Genomic DNA, 16,733 nt, shown 5'->3' with positions numbered 1-16,733 from the left:
CCCCTAGAACAGGGTATAGATGAAGGGCGCCACCGCCGAGCCCTGCGACAGGACGATCAGGCCGCCGAACACCACCATCATCACCAGGATGGGCAGCAGCCAGAACTTCTTGCGCTCACGCAGGAATTGCCAAAGCTCGATGAGAAAGCTCAACTCTCGATCTCCTAGAACTGGCGCCGCATGCTGTCGGGCGTCGGGCCCGGCGGTGTGCGGTTGATCCAATAGCTGGCGGCCTTGTCGTCACGGGCGAGGCGCAGCGGGTCCTTGCCGAGCGCGCGCATGATCAGGGCGATGGGTGTCACCGTCACGAAGAACAGCAGTCCCATCACCAGTGGCGTCACCACGTGATGCAGCGCCATGCCGATCAGAAACCACAGTTTGTTGAGGGGCTTCAGCGCCTTGGGAAACACCAGGGCGACCAGCAGGAAGGCGGCGGCCATCGCGCCGGCCCACAGCCGGGGGTCGCCCCCATCCTTCAGCGGCAACAAGGCGACGACGGCGAACACTGTCGCGAAGACCAGCCCGAACGATCGGTCGGACCCCATCTCCACCGCGCGCGCGTGGGAACCGCCATCGATGCCGCCTTGTGATTTGCTCATGCCCGAATATCGCCCACCCGGTCGAATGTGCCGGACTTCTACCACACTCGTCGTCGCCGAGGCAAACCGCTCAGGCCGGAGCCGAGACGGCCTCCACCTGGTCGCACAGCGCATGGCCGATCAGGATGTGCATTTCCTGAATGCGGGCGGTGACGTTGGAGGGCACGATCAGCAGCGGATCGGCCAGTCCCACCATCTTGCCGCCGTCACGACCGGAGAATCCGGCGGCCACCAGCCCCATGTCGCGGGCCACCGCCAGGGCGGTCAGCACATTCGGGCTGTTGCCCGAGGTGGTGATGCCGATGGCCACGTCGCCAGGCCGGCCCAGCGCCTCGATCTGGCGCGAAAAGATTTCCTCGAACGAGAAATCGTTGGCACAGGCGGTCAGCAGCGAGGTGTCGGTGGTCAGCGCCAGGGCGGCCAGGGCCTTGCGGTTGTAGCGGTAGCGGACCACCAGCTCGGTCGCCAGATGCTGGGCGTCGGCCGCCGAGCCGCCATTGCCGAAGAACAGGATCTTGCCACCCTTCGCCAGGCTATCGACGCAGGCCTGGACCAGACGCTGGAAGGGCTCGCGCACCGCCGCTCCGGTAACGGCCGCGGTCTGGGCATGCTCGGCGATTTGCTGATCGAGAAAAGCAGCGAATTTCATGGAGAAAAGCTCCTCAGGCTTTTACGGCGACCGCACAAAGATGGGGGTCCCGGTCGATCCGGCGCAATGCCTTCTTGGCCATGCGAATGAGATAGGGAAGCAGAGGACGGGGCGAATCGGCGCCAAGATCGGTCTCCAGCGTCCGGACCACCTTGAACCCGGCGCCTTCCAGGCAGCGGGCCAGGGACTGGGCCGACCAACTGCGCTGATGCTGCATGGGGTGGAACGCGGTCGAACAGCACGGGCAATAGACCTTGGCTGCCTCGATATCTTCCCGGTTGGGTGTCGTGACGATGAAGTACCCGCCGGGCTTCAGCAGCCGGCGGATGCGGGCCAGGCATTCATCAAGCCGCTCGTCATTCATGTGCTCGATGGCTTCCACCAGAAACACCGCATCGGCGGTGGCGTCCCGCTCCGAGCCGAGCTCGTCGATCCGCACGGCTCCGGCGAAGCCGGTAGAACCCGAGAAGCGCTCGGCAACGGCGGCAACGGATTCGGCCGAGAAATCCACCGCCAGAACCCGGTAGCCCGCCCCCAGCAAGGTGTTGACCAGCCCTCCCGAACCACAGCCGTAATCGATCACCAGCCCGGCCCGATCGAGATATGGCCTGAACCGGCGCAACAAGGCGCCTCCGGTGGATTCTGCGAAGTAGGTGTGCGGGCGACGCGACCAATAGGCCCAGAAGCGCGCCACGACGGCGTCGCTCCACTCGATTTCCTTGACCTCGTCCATCGCTTCCGTCCTCGCAGCCGGACGATTGTATAGCACCGGGCGATCAGGTGGGCAATTCGGTGACCGCCCCCGATTCGGTCAGGGTCCTCAGCTGACGGTTGGCCACCATGATCATGGACAGGTCGATGTGGGACGCCGCCTTCAGTTCGGCCAGCAGGGTCTCGGCCCGCTCCACCGCCGCCCGGTTGGCCTCCAGCCAGGACTGCACCGCCGCGTCGGGCTCGAGCCCGGGATAGGAGGCCGCCACCACGCCGGTGATGTCGCGCTGGTGGCCGTAGAGGTCCTCGATGGCCGCCGCCGCCGCCAGCTTCAGCCAGTGGCCGCGCCCCGACAGCTTTTCCGCCGAAGCCCTGAGCCAGCCCAGCGAGAACCGCGCCCCCACCGCGAAATAGAGCCGCCCCGCCGTCTCGATGGTCAGGTTCCGGCGGGTGGCGATGCGCAGGATGTCGGCGGCCGAGGCGAGCACGATCAGGTTGCCCACCCGCTGGGCCAGATCGTGGGGCACCCCCTGGCCGACGAAATACTCGATGCGGGCCAGCACGGCCGAAGCCGCGTCGGGCGGCAGGATGGCCGGCACCGCGCCTTCCAGGGCCTTGACGCCGGGCGACAGTTCGGCGATGCCCGCCCCCAGCGCAAACGGCGACGGCATGGAACGCAGCACCCACAGCGTGGCGCGCTCCACCAGCCGGTTGGCCTCGATCTGCATGGCGGTCTGGGCCGAGGCCGGCACCTTGCCGTCCAGCTCCTCGATGGCCCGCCAGACTTCCCGCATGCGGAAGGCGTCGCGGGCGACGATATAGGCCCTGGCCACCTGAGCGGGGGGATGGCCGGTGGTCTCCATCAGTTCCGAGACGAAGGCGCCGCCCACCCTATTCACGATGGAATTGGTCACCACCGTGGCGATGATCTCGCGCCGCAGCCGGTGGCGCTGGATGTCGTGGCCGAAACGATCCCGGAGCTGGGTGGGAAAATAGTTGGTGAGGTCGATGGCCATGAAGGGGTCGTCGGGCAGCTCCGAGGCCAGGATGTGGTCGTAGAGCCAGATCTTGCCATAGGCCAGCAGCACCGCCAGTTCGGGACGGGTGAAGCCCTGCTTCCTGGCGGCGCGCTCGGTCAGCATTTCGTCGGTGGGCAGGAATTCGATGCCCCGGTCGAGGCGGCCGCCCTTTTCCAGAAGGCGCATGAAGCGCGCCTCGGCGTCCAGCAGCTCGGCCCCCTGGGCCTGGAGCATGGAGAGCGCCTGGGTCTGGAGGTAATTGTCGCGCAGCACCAGGGCGCCCACCTCTTCGGTCATCTCGGCCAGCAGCTTGTCGCGCTGCTTAGGGGTAAGATCGCCGGCCGCCACCAGGTCGTTGACCAGGATCTTGATGTTGACCTCGTGGTCCGAGCAATCCACGCCGGCGGAATTGTCGATGGCGTCGGTGTCGATGCGCCCGCCCTCGCCGCCCGCCCCGTCTTGCGCGTATTCAATGCGGCCCAGCTGGGTGAAGCCCAGATTGGCGCCCTCGCCCACCACCTTGGCCCCGATCTCCGAGCCGTTGACGCGAAGCGCGTCGTTGGCGCGGTCGCCGGCATCGGCGTTGCTCTCGCCCGCCGCCTTCACATAGGTGCCGATGCCGCCCAGGAACAGCAGATCGACGGGGGCCTTCAGCAAGGCGCGGATCAGCTCCGTGGGGGTCAGGCTATCCGCTTCGATACCGAAACGGTCCTTGGCCTGGGGAGAAATGGGAATGGTCTTGGCGGTTCTGGGCCAGATGCCGCCGCCTTCGGAAATCAGCGAGGTGTCGTAATCGGGCCAAGCCTTGACGGCGTTGAACAGCCGTTCGCGCTCGGCGAAGGTCTTGGCCCGGTCGGGATTGGGGTCGAGGAAGATGTGGGCGTGGTTGAAGGCCGCCACCAGCCCGGCATGGGGCGAGCGCAGCAACCCGTTGCCGAACACGTCGCCCGACATGTCGCCCACGCCGATCATGGTGAAATCCTGGGTGCGGGTGTCGACGCCCATCTCGCGGAAGTGACGCTCCACCGCCACCCAGGCGCCCTTGGCGGTGATGCCCATCTTCTTGTGGTCATAGCCCTGGGACCCGCCCGAGGCGAAGGCGTCGCCCAGCCAGTGGCCGTAATCCAGCGACACCGAATTGGCGATGTCGGAGAAGGTGGCGGTGCCCTTGTCGGCGGCCACCACCAGATAGGGGTCGTCGCCGTCCTTGCGCACCACGTCGCGGGGAGGCTTCACCCCTTCCGGGGTCAGGTTGTCGGTGAGGTCGAGCAAGCCCCGCATCAGGGTCTTGTAGCACTCGATGCCCTCGGCCAGGTACGCCTCGCGCCCGCCGGTCGTGGGAGGCTTCTTGACCACGAAGCCGCCCTTGGCGCCCACCGGCACGATCACCGCGTTCTTGACCATCTGGGCCTTCATCAGGCCCAGGATCTCGGTGCGGAAATCCTCGCGCCGGTCGGACCAGCGGATGCCGCCGCGCGCCACCTTGCCGCCGCGCAGGTGGATGGCCTCGACCCGCGGCGAGTAGACGAACACCTCGACCATGGGCCGGGGCGCCGGCAATTCGTCCACGGCCCGGGAATCCAGCTTGAACGACAGATAGGCCTTGGGCCGTCCGGCCGCATCGGCCTGGAAGTAATTCGTTCTCAAGGTGGAACGGATCAGGTTGAGGAAGCGGCGCAGGATGCGGTCGTCGTCGGCGCTGACCACCTTGTCCAGCCCGGCCAGCAGGATGGCCTCGGCCGCCAGCGCCTTGCCGGGATCACCCTTGGGATCGAAGCTGGCGAGAAACAGCTGGACCAGGGCGGCGGCCATGTCGGCGTTGCCGGCCAGGGCCTGCTCGATATAGGCCTGGGAATAGGTGATGCCGGTCTGGCGCAGATACTTGGTGTAGGCGCGCAGCACCATGATCTCCCGCCACGACAGGCCGGCGGACAGCACCAGACGGTTGAAGCCGTCGCTTTCGGAATCGCCCTGCCACACCGCCGCCAGGGCGTCGTGGAACAGCTCGCGCCGCTCGGCCACGTCCAATGCCGAGCCATCGGCGCTTTCCACCTCGAAATCGTGAATCCACACGGTTCCGTCGGGGCCGGAGTCCGGAACGATCTCGTGGGGCATCTCGGCGATGACGATCAGGCCCATGGCTTCCAGCATGGGCAGGATGCCCGACAGCGGCACCGGCTGGCCCGAGCGGTAGAGCTTGAGGCGGCCCTGGCGCGGCTCGGCCTCCACCGGACGGTAGAGGTTGAGGACGATCTCGCCGCCCGACGCCGCCTGGATGCGGGCCACGTCGCCCACCGCCGCCAGCGCGCTGTGGCTTTCGCGGTAGGAGGCGGGGAAACCCTTGCCCCAGCGCCGCGACAGCGCCAGCCCGCCGGCCTCGCCATGGGTCTGGATCAGGGCGTCCTGCAGATGCTCGTGCCAGGTGCGCGCCGCGTCGGCGATGCGGATTTCCAGCGCCTGGCAATCCACCTTGGGCAGATGGCCGGGCGTGGTGCGGATGATGAAATGCAGGCGGGCCAGCGGCAGATCGGCCACCTGGGTGTAGAAGGCGTCCAGCGTGCCGCCCACCGCCTCTTCCAGCATGGCGGTGATACTCAAGCGCAGCGGCGTGTCGTAGCGGTCGCGCGGCACGAAGACCAGGCAGGAGACGAAGCGCTGGAACTCGTCGTTCCTGAGGAACACCGCCACACGCTGGCGGTCCTGCAGGTGCAGGATGCCGATGCTGGTCTCGAACAGCGCGTCCTCGGACACCTGGAACAGCTCGTCCCGGGGATAGGTCTCCAGGATGTTGGTCAGCGCCTTGGCGTCATGGCCGGACTTGTTGAAGCCGGCCCGGGCCTCGACCCGGGCGATCTTGCGGCGCAGCAGCGGGATCTGGGCCGGGCGGTCGTTATAGGCGGCCGAAGTGAACAGGCCGAGAAAGGCGTGCAGCCCCACCACCTTGCCCTTGGCGTCGAATTGCTTCAGCCCGATGATGTCCATGCGCACCGGACGGTGGATCACCGCGTGGCGGGCCGATTTGGTGACCATCAGGGGATCGGGCCGCTGGACGAAGGCCCTCAGCTCGGCGGGCATGGCGGCCAGGGTCAGGGTGTCGTCGAACACATGGGCCTCGGGGTCGGACAGGATGCCCAGCCCGCTGGCCGGATCGGCGGCGACCCCCTTGGCCAGGTCGAAGCGGCGGTAGCCCAGGAAGGTGAAATGGTTGTCGGCCAGCCATTCCAGAAAGGCCAGGGCCTCCTGCTTCTCATCGGCCGGCACCTTGGCCGTCGTCGCCTCGAATTCCGTCACCCCCGCCCACAGGGTGTCGAGCATGCGGCGCCAATCGGCCACCGCCCGGCGGACCTGCCCCAGAACGTCGGCCAGCGAGGCGGCCAGATCCGCCTGGATTGCGGCCGTCTGGCGGTCGATCTCCACATGCATCACCGATTCCGGCAAGGCGCCGTCGCCGTTGGCGGTGACCCGGACCAGCCCGCCGGTCCCGTCGCGATCGACCCGCACCACCGGATGGACCAGCAGATGCACCTTGATGCCGCGCCGCGCCAGTTCCATGGCCACCGAATCCACCAGGAACGGCATGTCGTCGTTGACGATCTCCACCACCGAATGGCTGGAGACCCAGCCGTGGCGGTCCAGATCGGGATCGAACACCCGGATGGACGGCGTGCCCGGCTTGCGCTCGCGCATGAAGGCGAACAGGCCGAGCGCCGCGCCATAGACCATCTCCGGCTCGGCCTCGGCCAGGTCGGCCAGGGGAAAGCCGCCGGCATAGGCGCGGATCAGGCGTTCGGCCCCGGCCTTGGCCAGGGTTTCGGACAACTCGGCGATGCGCCGGTCCAGATAAGTGGAGATTTCCATGGCCCACCCCCCTTTACCGGCAGAGTCTGTGCCTGCCTTCTGAAAGAGAAGAATGGGGGGCTTTCCTGGTTTCTACAAGACGCAGGTGGAATCCAATAGTGTTCGACTTCAGCGTTCTATTGCAGGAGCGTCGCCAGACGGGGGGCAAGCCATGCGGCGATGCGGCGATTTCCCGCCGGCGTGGTGTGAACCCAGTCGTAGAAATCCCCGTCCTCGAAGGCGAGCCCGCCGCCCAGGTCGAGACAGACGGCTCCCGCCCGGCCACAGGCCGCCATGGCCCTGCGGTTGAAGGCCGTCTGCATGGCCCATGCGCCGAAATCCACCGACCCCGGCGACATCTCCCGGCCCAGGGGCTGTCCGGCGGCGGTCACCCGGTAGTCGGAACGGCTTTGGGTAACGATGACCGCCTCGGCGCCCATGGCCCGAATCCGCGTGATCAAGGCCTCGACCCGCTGCTCGTAGGCGCCGAGCAGGGCCGGGTCCGCCGCCTTGTCCGGGTCGGGAGGGGTGCCGGCAACCCAAGGCCCACGCGCGTATTCGGTTCCGCCGTGCACCACATGGGCCTTGCGGGCCTTCCACGTCCCCTGGATGGTGGTGACCACCTGGACCAGGGCGGAATGGTTGGCGATATAGCGCTCCAACCGCCGCCAGGGCGAGGGCGAGGCCATGTCGTCCCATTGCTGCTGGCCGTCCAGATGAGCGTCGTTGACGCCGATATAGGCCAGGACGTAGCGGGGCTTCAGGCCGGGAATCTGCGACAGCCAGCGATCGAACGCCCGCAGGTGGCCCAGGGTGGACTGGCCGTCGATTCCGGCATTGACCACCACCTTGCCGCCCAGCTCGCGCGCCAGATGATCCTGCCAGGTCTGGCCGTCGCCGATGAAGCGCTGGTCGGTGGTCGAGCCGCCGATGGTCAGGATGTCGACGGCGCCGGGATTGGCGTAGGACCCGCGCAAGCCCCAGCGGTCGCGGGAGTAGACGGCGTCCTTAGGGCCGCCGTAAAGGCCGCTGACGTCGAAGACCCGGTGGACGTCGCGGGGAATGTTCATGGTTCCCCAGCTGGGACCGAACAGCCAGCTGCCGAAGATCAGTTCGGCGACGACCAGTCCCGCCAGCAGGATGGCGGCGTTTATGCCGAGAATCCGGATCATCGCCGGGCCGCCGCGCATGTCATCATCGTCTCGCCGCCGCTCGGGCGATCATCATCAGCGCGCGCGAGGTGATCTCGGCGGCGGGCATGCCGGTGGTCTTGCAATCCACCTCGGCCTCGGTCAGCAGGTCGAGCGCCTTGCCCAGACGGTCGGCGGGCCAGCGCGACAGCTGGCGCTTGAAGCGCTCGGCGGCCTTGAAGATCACCGGCGGCTTCAGCGCCGCCATGGCCTGATCGGTGGACTTGCCCTGAGTCATCAATCCGGCGGCAAGGTGCAGGCGCTGGAAGTGCCGCGCCACCGAACGCAGCATTCCCACCGGCTGGTTGCCTTCCCGCAGCAGCCGGTCCAGAACCCGCTGCGCCCCGGCATGGTCGCCGTCGGCGGTGGCCAGCGCCAGGTCGTCGAGGCCCAGCGCGGCGGTATCGCCGATGCAGGCCACGGCGTCTTCCAGGCTCACCCGGCCGGGGCCGCCCATGTAAAGCGCCAGCTTGCCCAGCTCGGCGCGGGTCAGGCGGCGGTCGCCGCCCAGATGCTCGGTGAGATAGGCCATGGCGTCGGGCTCGGCCATCAGCCCGGCGGCCTTCAATTCTTCCCCGATCACCCCGGCCAGCGAACCGCCCTCGTCGCCGTAGCAGGCCAGGGCGGCGGCGTTGTCGGCCCCTTCGAACAGCTTGCGCAAGCTGGAGCGCGGCCCCAGCTCGCCACCTTCGATCACCACCAGGGCATCGCCCATGGGCCGGGCCAGGAAGGAGGATACCGCCGCCGTCTGGGCGTCGCCGGCATCGCGCAACACCACCACCCGGCGCCCGCCGCCCAGCGCCATGGCGGCGGCCTCATCGGCCAGCCGGGAGGGTACTTCCTTGAGCGCGGCGGGGCTAAGTTCGGCGACCCGGAAGGGGTCGGAGACATCGGGAACAACCGAACGGATCAGCCGCTGCACCCTTTCGCGCACCAGACCGAGGTCGGGGCCGAACACCAGAACGGCGCGGAATGCGGAATCCGGCGCCTTGAGGAACGCCTCGGCCCGCGATCCAGCAAGCTTCATCAGGGGGCCTCGTCCTGGGTGTCCCGGAAGAGGCTGCGCCGCCGGTAGTACTCGTCATTGGGATTGGCGTGATAGCGCTGTATCGCCGCCGTGATGCGGTTGCGAATATCGTCGGCCAGCTGGACCAGCGCCCGCTCTTCAGCGTCACGCTCGGTGGCGACGCTGGCATAGCGGGGACCAAGATGGTCGAAATATACGGTGGTGGTGACCGAGTCGCTCAGAATCGTCGTCTGGTTGCCGCTGAGCAGAATCTGGGCCGACATGCTGAGGTTGGCGATGGTGGCGAAGGTATCCTTGCGGAAGCCGAGATTGTTCACCGATTCGCTCAACTGGACCTTGAGCGTATAGGAATAATCTGCCGCCTCACCACGCGGCGACAGGCGCTGCACCAGGGCGTTGCGCAATTGCTGACCGATGCGGTCCTTGATGGGATCGATGCGGATGGCGGCCAGATCCACGGCCACGGCGGATGCGTCACCCGATGGCGTGCCGTACATGGGCTTAAAGCCGCAGCCCGCCGGACCCAGCACCAAGACAGCAACGAGAAGAAAGGCTCTAGACCACCACATTGACGATCCGATTGGGTACGACCACGACCTTGCGCGCGGGCTTTCCCGACATTGCCGAAATCACCTGGGGTTGCGCAAGCGCCGTCTGCTCCGCCAGGGCGGCGTCGGCATCCTTGGGCAGCTCGATGGTGGCGCGCAGCTTGCCGTTGACCTGCACGGCGACGGTGACGCTGTCCTCGACCAGCAGGGTGGGATCGGCCACCGGCCAGGCCGCCTCGGCCAGCAGTCCGGAACCGCCCAGGGCCAGCCACATCTCCTCGGCCAGATGCGGCATCATGGGGCCGATCAGGCGCGCGGCGGCTTCCAGGCCCTCGCGCAGCACCCAGGCGGCATCGGCCGGACCGGCGGGCAATTCGCCCAGCCCATTGGTCATCTCGCGGATGCGGGCCACCGCCTTGTTGAAGTGGAAGCGCTCGAGATCCTCGCCCACCTGGGCGATGGTCTTGTGGACCAGGCGGCGGGTCTTGGCGGCCTGCTCGCCCAGTTCGGGCATGGGCGTGCCGGAAGCGGGCAGTTCGGCCGCCGCCACCATGCGCCACAGGCGGTTGACGTAGCGCCAGGCGCCGTCGATGCCGGCCTCGGTCCAGTCCAGATCGCGTTCGGGCGGAGAATCCGACAGCATGAACAGCCGCGCCGTGTCGGCGCCATAGCCATCGATGATGCCGGCCGGATCGACCACGTTCTTCTTGGACTTGCTCATCTTCTCGGACCGGCCGCCGGTCACCGGGGCGCCGGTTTCGGCATGGACCAGCTTGCCGTCGGGGCTGGAAACCACTTCCGTCGGGAACAGCCAGGCGCCATCGGCGGACTTGTAGGTCTCGTGGCAGATCATGCCCTGGGTCAGCAGGCCGGCGAAGGGCTCCTTGACGCCGAGATAGCCGCAATCCTTGAGCGCGCGGGTGAAGAAACGGGAATAGAGCAGGTGCAGCACCGCATGCTCGATGCCGCCGATATACTGGTCCACGCTCATCCAGTAATCCGCCGCCGGCCGGTCGAAGGCCACGTCGGTACGATCCGGCGAGGTGTAGCGGGCGAAGTACCAGCTGGATTCGAAGAAGGTATCGAAGGTGTCGGTCTCGCGCCGGGCGGGCTTGCCGCAGCAAGGGCAGTCCACGTTCTTCCAGGTGGGATGGTGGTCCAGGGGATTGCCCGGCTTGTCGAAGCTGACATCTTCGGGAAGCGTCACCGGCAGCTGCTCGGCCGGCACCGGCACCGTGCCGCAGGACTCGCAATGAATCACCGGAATGGGACAGCCCCAATAGCGCTGGCGCGATACGCCCCAGTCGCGCAGGCGGTAATTGATGGTGCGCTCGCCGCGGCCCATCTCCTCGATGCGGCGGATAGCCTCGGCCTTGGCCTCGTCCACCGCCAGACCATCCAGGAACTGCGAATTGATGGCCTTGCCGTCGCCGGTATAGGCCTCGCCCCCGGCGATGGCGGCGAGAACCGCGTCCCGGTCGGACGCGGGCTCCACCACCTGGGTCCAGCCCAGGCCGTATTTGTTGGCGAAATCCAGGTCGCGCTGGTCGTGGGCGGGGCAGCCGAAAATGGCGCCCGAGCCGTAATCCATCAGCACGAAATTGGCCACATAGATGGGCAAGGTCCAATCGGGGTCGAAGGGATGCACCGCCTTCAAGCCGGTATCGAAGCCCTTCTTCTCGGCGGTCTCGATGGCCGCTTCCGAAGTGCCCATGCGGTTGCACTCGGCGACGAATTCGGCCAGCGCCGGATTGCCCGCCGCCAGTTCGGCGGCCAAAGGATGGTTGGCGGCGATGGCCACGAACTTGGCGCCGAACAGGGTGTCGGGACGGGTGGTGAAGATCTCCAGCCGGTCGGAACGGCCGGCCAGGTCGAACATCAGCCGGGCCCCTTCGGAACGGCCGATCCAGTTCTCCTGCATCAGCCGCACCCGCTCGGGCCAGCGCTCCAGGGTGGCGAGCGAATCCAGCAGGTCCTGGGCGTAATGGGTGATTTTCAGGAACCACTGGGACAGCAGGCGCTTTTCCACCAATGCGCCCGAGCGCCAGCCGCGCCCGTCGATCACCTGCTCGTTGGCCAGCACGGTATTTTCCACCGGGTCCCAGTTGACCCAGGATTCCTTGCGGTAGACCAGCCCGGCCTTGAGGAAGTCGAGGAACATCTTCTGTTCGTGGCGGTAGTATTCGGGCTCGCAGGTGGCCACCTCGCGCCGCCAGTCATAGGACAGACCCATGGACTTCAGCTGCTCGCGCATGGCGGCGATGTTCTCGCGCGTCCACTTGGCGGGGTGGACGTTGTTCTGGATGGCGGCGTTCTCGGCGGGCAGGCCGAAGGCATCCCAGCCCATGGGGTGCAGCACATTGAAGCCCCGCGCCCTTTTATAGCGCGCCACCACGTCGCCCAGGGTGTAGTTGCGCACATGCCCCATGTGGATGCGCCCAGACGGATAGGGGAACATCTCCAGCACATAGTATTTCGGCTTGCCCGGCGCGACCTCGGCCTCGAAGCAGCGCTTCTCCTCCCAGGCCTTCTGCCAGCGGGCTTCGGTTTCCTTGACGTTATAGCGGTCGCCGCTGATGCCTTCCGGGCGCGACATGGGCCTATCCATTGCTTCTGGTGGGAAGATCACAGGATCGGGCGGCACTGACGGGCCGCCCGCATCTCTTGCTTATTGCGTCGGTTCGCTCGACACGACCCTGAGCTGCCTGGCCCGGGTCAGGATCGAGTTTTCCAGATCGACGACCATCTTGGGATCGACGCGGACATCGACCCAAGCGCCCGATCCGTCGCGCACCTGCTTGAACAGGGACACCTTGACGCCATCGGCGCGCAGCGTCCGGTCGAGGATGAAGACGTTGACCTTGTAGCGCTCGCTCGGCGTCTCGGGCAGCTGGTACCAATCGGTGATGATGGTGCCGCCGAAGGCGTCGGCCGTGGTGATGGGCATGAACGACACGGTGTCCAGCGACGCCCGCCACAGGAAGGCGTTGACGCCGATGCCCACGCCCTCGCCCTCGGGCTTGCTTTTGCCGAACAGGCCTTCCGGCCCGAAAATGGTCTCGCGCTTCTCGTTGGACATGCGCGGGGCCGAATCGCCCTTGTCCTTATCGGGGAAAACCGCCTGGGTCTTGTCGCAGGCCGACAGGACAAGGGTTGCGCCGAGCAGCGCCACGGCGCCCGTCAAAATCTTTCCGCCCACCGAAATCTTCCTCGTCATCACCGTCTTCACCCCGCCGCGCCAGCGCGCGGCCTGTTTGGCACGCGAAATGCCTCCGACGGCAGGCACCCGCCGTCGCGACAGGCAACAATGCTACGAGAGGCGCCTACCCTGCAAGCGGTAACGCCCGGCCGGCTCCGACTTCGCGCTGTGTTGCAACGATGCCACAGTGCGGAGTTTTCGATACAGGACCCCGGCCGCCTTGCTTGACTGTGACGGCAGACCATGGCGTGATGGCGACCGTTCGTTCATTTGGATAGCGGGTACGGCCATTGGGGGTCGACATCGCAAGGCCAAAGAGAGGAGATACCATGAAGAAGATTCTTTTCGCCAGCACCGCGCTGGTGGCCGCTGGCATGATGACCGCCGGCGCTGCTTCCGCCGCTGAGAAGATCAAGCTGAACATGTCCGGCTTCTCCAAGTGGTGGGTCGTCGGCGCTTGGCAGGACCAGGACTTCCAGGAGCAGGCTGGCCTGGGCGCTGGCTCCTATCGCCAGAACCTGGACGTCAAGGGTTTCAACCTGATCACCTTCGACGGTTCGACCGCTCTGGACAACGGCCTGAAGGTCGGCGTGCGCTTTGACCTGGTTGCCGGTGGTCACTCCGACAACGTCACCGACGTCATCGACAACAGCTACGCCTGGGTCGAGGGTGGCTTCGGTAAGGTCCTGGCCGGTATGCACAACAACGGCACCGCCCTGCTGCACGTGCAGGCTCCGGATGCCGCCGGCAACTTCACCAGCGGTGGCGTGATGCTGGGCAACTGGGCGATCACCCGTCCGGGCGGCGTGATGGGCATGAACCAGCGCGTGGGTTACACCACCTCGTCGAACACCACCCAGATCATCAGCGACGACAAGGCCGAGAAGCTGACCTACGTTGCTCCGTCCTTCTACGGTTTGACCCTGGGCGCTTCGTACATCCCGAACGCGGTGCGCAACAGCGCTACTGCTGCTGGCTCGCTGGGCCAGCACGGCCGTGGCAACGGCAACGACCGTCTGGAAGCTTGGGGCGGCGGCGCTCTGTACTCCAATACCTTCGGCCCGGTGGGTGTGAAGGCTTCGGCTGGTTACGTCTGGGTTGACCTGAAGGCCGTGGCCAACAAGGCTGAAAACGCCTTCACTCAGCAGGCTTACGGCGCTCAGCTGTCGTATGCCGGCTTCACCCTGGGTGGTTCGGTGCAGCGTGCCTCTGATGACCGTCGCAACGGCGGCAACAGCTCCGCGGCTCTGTCCGGTGCCTCGCAGGTCGGCAACGCCACCTCCGGCAACACCAAGGCTAACGTCTACGAGCTCGACTTCGGCGGCACCGCCTACGACGTGGGTCTGCAGTACGCCTCCGGCCCGTATGCCGTGTCGTTCGCCTACTTCCATTCCTCGGTCATTGGTATCACCAACAATACCATCCGTAACAACAAGGACGACACCATCGACGCCTACCAGGCTTCGGGCAAGTACAACCTCGGCCCGGGCGTGGACGTCCTCGCCTCGATCGGTTACATCGAGTACAAGGACCAGCGCGATGGTCTGGCTGGCGTGACCGCCAACCAGAACAAGGCCTACTCCAACTCCGGTTGGACTGCCATGACCGGTCTGTCGCTGTCCTTCTAATCGGACGTCGACACCTTGTTATGGGGGAGGGCGGCTTCGGCCGCCCTCTTTCTTTTCACGAGCCCGCGATGACCACCTCCCGTTTCGAACAGGCCGTTCTGCTCATGGGCCAGGGCCGCCCCGCCGAGGCCGCCGACCTCGCCGAAGAATTGCTCGCCGCCGAGCCCGGCAATGCCAGGCTTTGGCATCTGCTGGGATGCGCGAGACTCCAGCTGGGGCAGGCCGATACCGCCGCCCGGCACATCCGTCACGCCGTCGGCATCGACGGATCCAATCCCGCCGCCCACGCCAACCTCGCCCGCGCCCTGCTGGCCCGGACGAACGGTCCCGATGACCATGAAGAGGCGGAAGCATCCATCCGCCGTGCCATTGCCGCCGCTCCGGCCGAACTTTCCTTCCGGCTGACCCTGGGCGAAGTGCTGCAGTCCGCCCGCCGCTACCCCGAGGCGGTAGTGGAATTGCGCCAGGCCCTGGATTTGGCCCCCGAAAATCCCGATATCGCCGCAACCCTGGCCTCAGCCCTGCATCTGGCGGGCCAGGCCGACGAGGCCCTTGCCTTATGTGCCCGGATCCTGGCCGCCCATCCCGGCCATGTGGGGGCATGGATCAATCGCGGCAACGCCCATCTGCTGAAGGGCGAGGTTACCGCCGCCCGCGCAGCCCTCGACCGGGCGGTGGAGTTGGCCCCGAACAATGTCCAGGCGCGCTTCAACCGTGGCTTTGCGGCGCTGCGCCAGGAAGAGTACGCCATCGGCTGGGCCGATTATGAATCCCGCCACGATCGCCCCTTCGCCTACCTTCCCGATTACCTGGAAGGGCAGACACTCCTGATCGACCATGATCAATACGCAGGCGATACGTTCCAGTATATCCGCTTCGTCCTGCCCCTGCTGGAGCGGGGCGCCCGGGTCGTCCTGTCCCTGCCCGCCCGCCTGGGGGTCATGCTGCGCGTGTGTTTCGCCACCCATCCCCGGCTGGAGTACCACGTCCTGGGCACGCCCGAGCCCCCCCATGATCACAAGGTCGGCATCGCCAGCCTGCCGCTGCTGCTGTGGCCGACCGAACCCTTCGGCGCCGGCCGCGTCCCCTACCTGCAAGCCCCCGATGACGCCGTGGCGGAATGGCGCCGCCGCATTCGCCGGCCCGGCAGGCTGGCCGTGGCCATCAACTGGCAGGGTAATCCCGATTATGATCTGGATCACTTCCGCTCGGTACCGCTGGAGCATCTGGAGCCGCTGGCGGCGGTGGCCGACCGGGTGGATTTCTTCAGCGTCCATGGCGGCGACGAGCGGGTGGACATGGCCCCCTTTCCGCTCAACCCGCTACCCAAGGATTGCGATGCCGCCGGGGCTTTCCTCGGTACCGCCGCCCTGATGAAGGCCTGCGATCTGGTGGTGTCGTCGGATACCTCGACAGCGCATCTGGCCGGAGCACTGGGCTGCCCCCTATGGCTGATGGCGTCGGCCTATCCCGAGTGGCGCTGGCTGGACAAGCGGACAGATTCGCCCTGGTATCCCACGGCGCGTCTGTTCCGCCAGCCGGGCGTCGGCGATTGGCGCCCGGTGGCCGCCGCCATCGCCGACGCCATCGGGACGCTTTGATATCGGGGCTCCCGCCCCGACCCCCGGTTGGAGGCGATGCCTCCAAACCTTTCTATTATTCGTAAATTAGAAGGGGGTCCGGGGCATCGCCCCGGGCGGGGTTGGGCGACAGCCCAATGAAATCACGGTACAAGCCCCCCGATCGCCGCCATGCCCACCGCCCCCGGCAAATGCCGCAGGCGTTGGCGGGTCATGCCGCCGAGTGCGATGACCGGTATTCTCGCCCGCTGCGCCCACAGGCCGAAGCGAACCGGCCCGATGGTCGCCGCGCCGGGATGGCTGGCGGTGGGAAACACCGGCGACAGCAAGGCTCCATCCGCGCCGAGATCCCTGGCCCGCCCGAGAGCCATGGGCCCATGGCAGGCCACCAGCAACAGGCGCCTGCGCCGCCAGACCCAGCCCAAGGCGCCGGCCAGCAGGCCGTGGCGGGCCATTCCCTCGGGCAGATGAAGCCCATCGGCGCCCAGTTCGGCGGCCAACCGCCAGTCGCCGGCCACCAGCAGCACCAGACGGCGCCGCCGCGCCAGGGCCGCCACTTCCCTAACCATGGGCTGGCGCCTTTCGCTTCCGTAATGACGCAGGATGACCCCGGCCCCCGGCGGCAACCGCCCCATGGCGGCACGCGGGTCGGGCAGGCGCTGGTCGTCGGTCACCAGCACCACCCAACCGGGCGTGATGCGGGAGGGCGTGTTGAGTCGGGTGCGGCGGTTTGCTACGGTCATGTC

The 16,733-nt window shown here is 66.9% G+C and carries 13 protein-coding genes; 2 read left to right on the top strand and 11 right to left on the bottom strand.

The genetic code is table 11. The annotated features are described in order from the left end of the window. Window positions 1-3: 3 nt before the first annotated feature. The 10 genes from WV31_RS22165 to WV31_RS13020 all read right to left on the bottom strand — a co-directional run bounded on the left by WV31_RS22165 (window position 4) and on the right by WV31_RS13020 (window position 12,797). The gene (locus tag WV31_RS22165; protein WP_168185940.1) at window positions 4-153 is read right to left on the bottom strand and encodes a DUF5989 family protein; all 150 of its coding nucleotides are present in this window, start codon (window positions 151-153) and stop codon (window positions 4-6) included. Window positions 154-164: 11 nt separating this feature from the next. Then, window positions 165-599 (bottom strand): SxtJ family membrane protein, encoded by a 435-nt coding sequence (locus WV31_RS13060; protein WP_085373974.1) that lies wholly within the window; start codon window positions 597-599, stop codon window positions 165-167. Window positions 600-669: 70 nt separating this feature from the next. Next, window positions 670-1,248 (bottom strand): D-sedoheptulose 7-phosphate isomerase, encoded by a 579-nt coding sequence (locus WV31_RS13055; RefSeq protein WP_085373973.1) that lies wholly within the window; start codon window positions 1,246-1,248, stop codon window positions 670-672. A 13-nt stretch (window positions 1,249-1,261) separates the two neighbouring features. Next, window positions 1,262-1,981, bottom strand: a complete 720-nt coding sequence (locus tag WV31_RS13050; RefSeq protein ID WP_085373972.1) for a class I SAM-dependent methyltransferase — start codon at window positions 1,979-1,981, stop codon at window positions 1,262-1,264. Between the two features lie 43 nt (window positions 1,982-2,024). Next, a complete protein-coding gene (locus WV31_RS13045; protein WP_085373971.1) occupies window positions 2,025-6,836 on the bottom strand; it encodes an NAD-glutamate dehydrogenase in 4,812 nt (1,603 codons plus the stop codon). Window positions 6,837-6,952: 116 nt separating this feature from the next. Beyond that, window positions 6,953-8,005 (bottom strand): SGNH/GDSL hydrolase family protein, encoded by a 1,053-nt coding sequence (locus WV31_RS13040; RefSeq protein WP_085373970.1) that lies wholly within the window; start codon window positions 8,003-8,005, stop codon window positions 6,953-6,955. A 4-nt stretch (window positions 8,006-8,009) separates the two neighbouring features. After that, window positions 8,010-9,032 (bottom strand): DNA polymerase III subunit delta, encoded by a 1,023-nt coding sequence (holA, locus tag WV31_RS13035; protein WP_085373969.1) that lies wholly within the window; start codon window positions 9,030-9,032, stop codon window positions 8,010-8,012. Beyond that, window positions 9,032-9,601, bottom strand: a complete 570-nt coding sequence (gene lptE, locus WV31_RS13030; protein WP_085373968.1) for an LPS assembly lipoprotein LptE — start codon at window positions 9,599-9,601, stop codon at window positions 9,032-9,034. Before lptE ends, holA begins: the two co-directional genes overlap by 1 nt. Then, window positions 9,588-12,176 (bottom strand): leucine--tRNA ligase, encoded by a 2,589-nt coding sequence (gene leuS, locus WV31_RS13025; RefSeq protein ID WP_085373967.1) that lies wholly within the window; start codon window positions 12,174-12,176, stop codon window positions 9,588-9,590. The genes lptE and leuS overlap by 14 nt, the downstream gene beginning before the upstream one ends. A gap of 72 nt (window positions 12,177-12,248) precedes the next feature. Then, window positions 12,249-12,797 (bottom strand): DUF3576 domain-containing protein, encoded by a 549-nt coding sequence (locus WV31_RS13020; protein WP_085373966.1) that lies wholly within the window; start codon window positions 12,795-12,797, stop codon window positions 12,249-12,251. Between the two features lie 311 nt (window positions 12,798-13,108). Here WV31_RS13020 and WV31_RS13015 point away from each other — a divergent pair, with 311 nt between their 5' ends. Then, window positions 13,109-14,407 (top strand): porin, encoded by a 1,299-nt coding sequence (locus WV31_RS13015; RefSeq protein WP_085373965.1) that lies wholly within the window; start codon window positions 13,109-13,111, stop codon window positions 14,405-14,407. Between the two features lie 68 nt (window positions 14,408-14,475). Next, window positions 14,476-16,008 carry a tetratricopeptide repeat protein gene (locus WV31_RS13010; protein WP_085373964.1) on the top strand — a complete coding sequence of 511 codons (1,533 nt, stop codon included), beginning with the start codon at window positions 14,476-14,478 and terminating at the stop codon, window positions 16,006-16,008. Between the two features lie 122 nt (window positions 16,009-16,130). On the opposite strand, the gene WV31_RS13005 is transcribed toward WV31_RS13010, so the two are convergent. Next, entirely contained in the window at window positions 16,131-16,730 is a 600-nt protein-coding gene (locus tag WV31_RS13005) for a thiamine phosphate synthase (protein WP_085373963.1), read from the bottom strand. Window positions 16,731-16,733 lie beyond the last annotated feature (3 nt).

Origin of the sequence: Magnetospirillum sp. ME-1 (assembly GCF_002105535.1) — a bacterium.
GTDB lineage: Bacteria > Pseudomonadota > Alphaproteobacteria > Rhodospirillales > Magnetospirillaceae > Phaeospirillum.
Note: the sequence above shows the minus strand (reverse complement) of the source record. Positions and strands in the feature narration are given on the sequence as shown.

Excerpts from the sequence above, each read along its gene's own strand:
- WV31_RS13045 (WP_085373971.1), bottom strand. The coding sequence starts at position 6,836 with ATGGAAATCTCCACTTATCTGGACCGGCGCATCGCCGAGTTGTCCGAA.
- WV31_RS13040 (WP_085373970.1), bottom strand. The coding sequence starts at position 8,005 with ATGCGCGGCGGCCCGGCGATGATCCGGATTCTCGGCATAAACGCCGCC.
- WV31_RS13055 (WP_085373973.1), bottom strand. The coding sequence starts at position 1,248 with ATGAAATTCGCTGCTTTTCTCGATCAGCAAATCGCCGAGCATGCCCAG.
- lptE (WP_085373968.1), bottom strand. The coding sequence starts at position 9,601 with ATGTGGTGGTCTAGAGCCTTTCTTCTCGTTGCTGTCTTGGTGCTGGGT.
- WV31_RS13010 (WP_085373964.1), top strand. The coding sequence starts at position 14,476 with ATGACCACCTCCCGTTTCGAACAGGCCGTTCTGCTCATGGGCCAGGGC.
- WV31_RS13015 (WP_085373965.1), top strand. The coding sequence starts at position 13,109 with ATGAAGAAGATTCTTTTCGCCAGCACCGCGCTGGTGGCCGCTGGCATG.
- WV31_RS13060 (WP_085373974.1), bottom strand. The coding sequence starts at position 599 with ATGAGCAAATCACAAGGCGGCATCGATGGCGGTTCCCACGCGCGCGCG.
- WV31_RS13005 (WP_085373963.1), bottom strand. The coding sequence starts at position 16,730 with ATGACCGTAGCAAACCGCCGCACCCGACTCAACACGCCCTCCCGCATC.
- holA (WP_085373969.1), bottom strand. The coding sequence starts at position 9,032 with ATGAAGCTTGCTGGATCGCGGGCCGAGGCGTTCCTCAAGGCGCCGGAT.
- WV31_RS13050 (WP_085373972.1), bottom strand. The coding sequence starts at position 1,981 with ATGGACGAGGTCAAGGAAATCGAGTGGAGCGACGCCGTCGTGGCGCGC.
- WV31_RS13020 (WP_085373966.1), bottom strand. The coding sequence starts at position 12,797 with ATGACGAGGAAGATTTCGGTGGGCGGAAAGATTTTGACGGGCGCCGTG.
- leuS (WP_085373967.1), bottom strand. The coding sequence starts at position 12,176 with ATGTCGCGCCCGGAAGGCATCAGCGGCGACCGCTATAACGTCAAGGAA.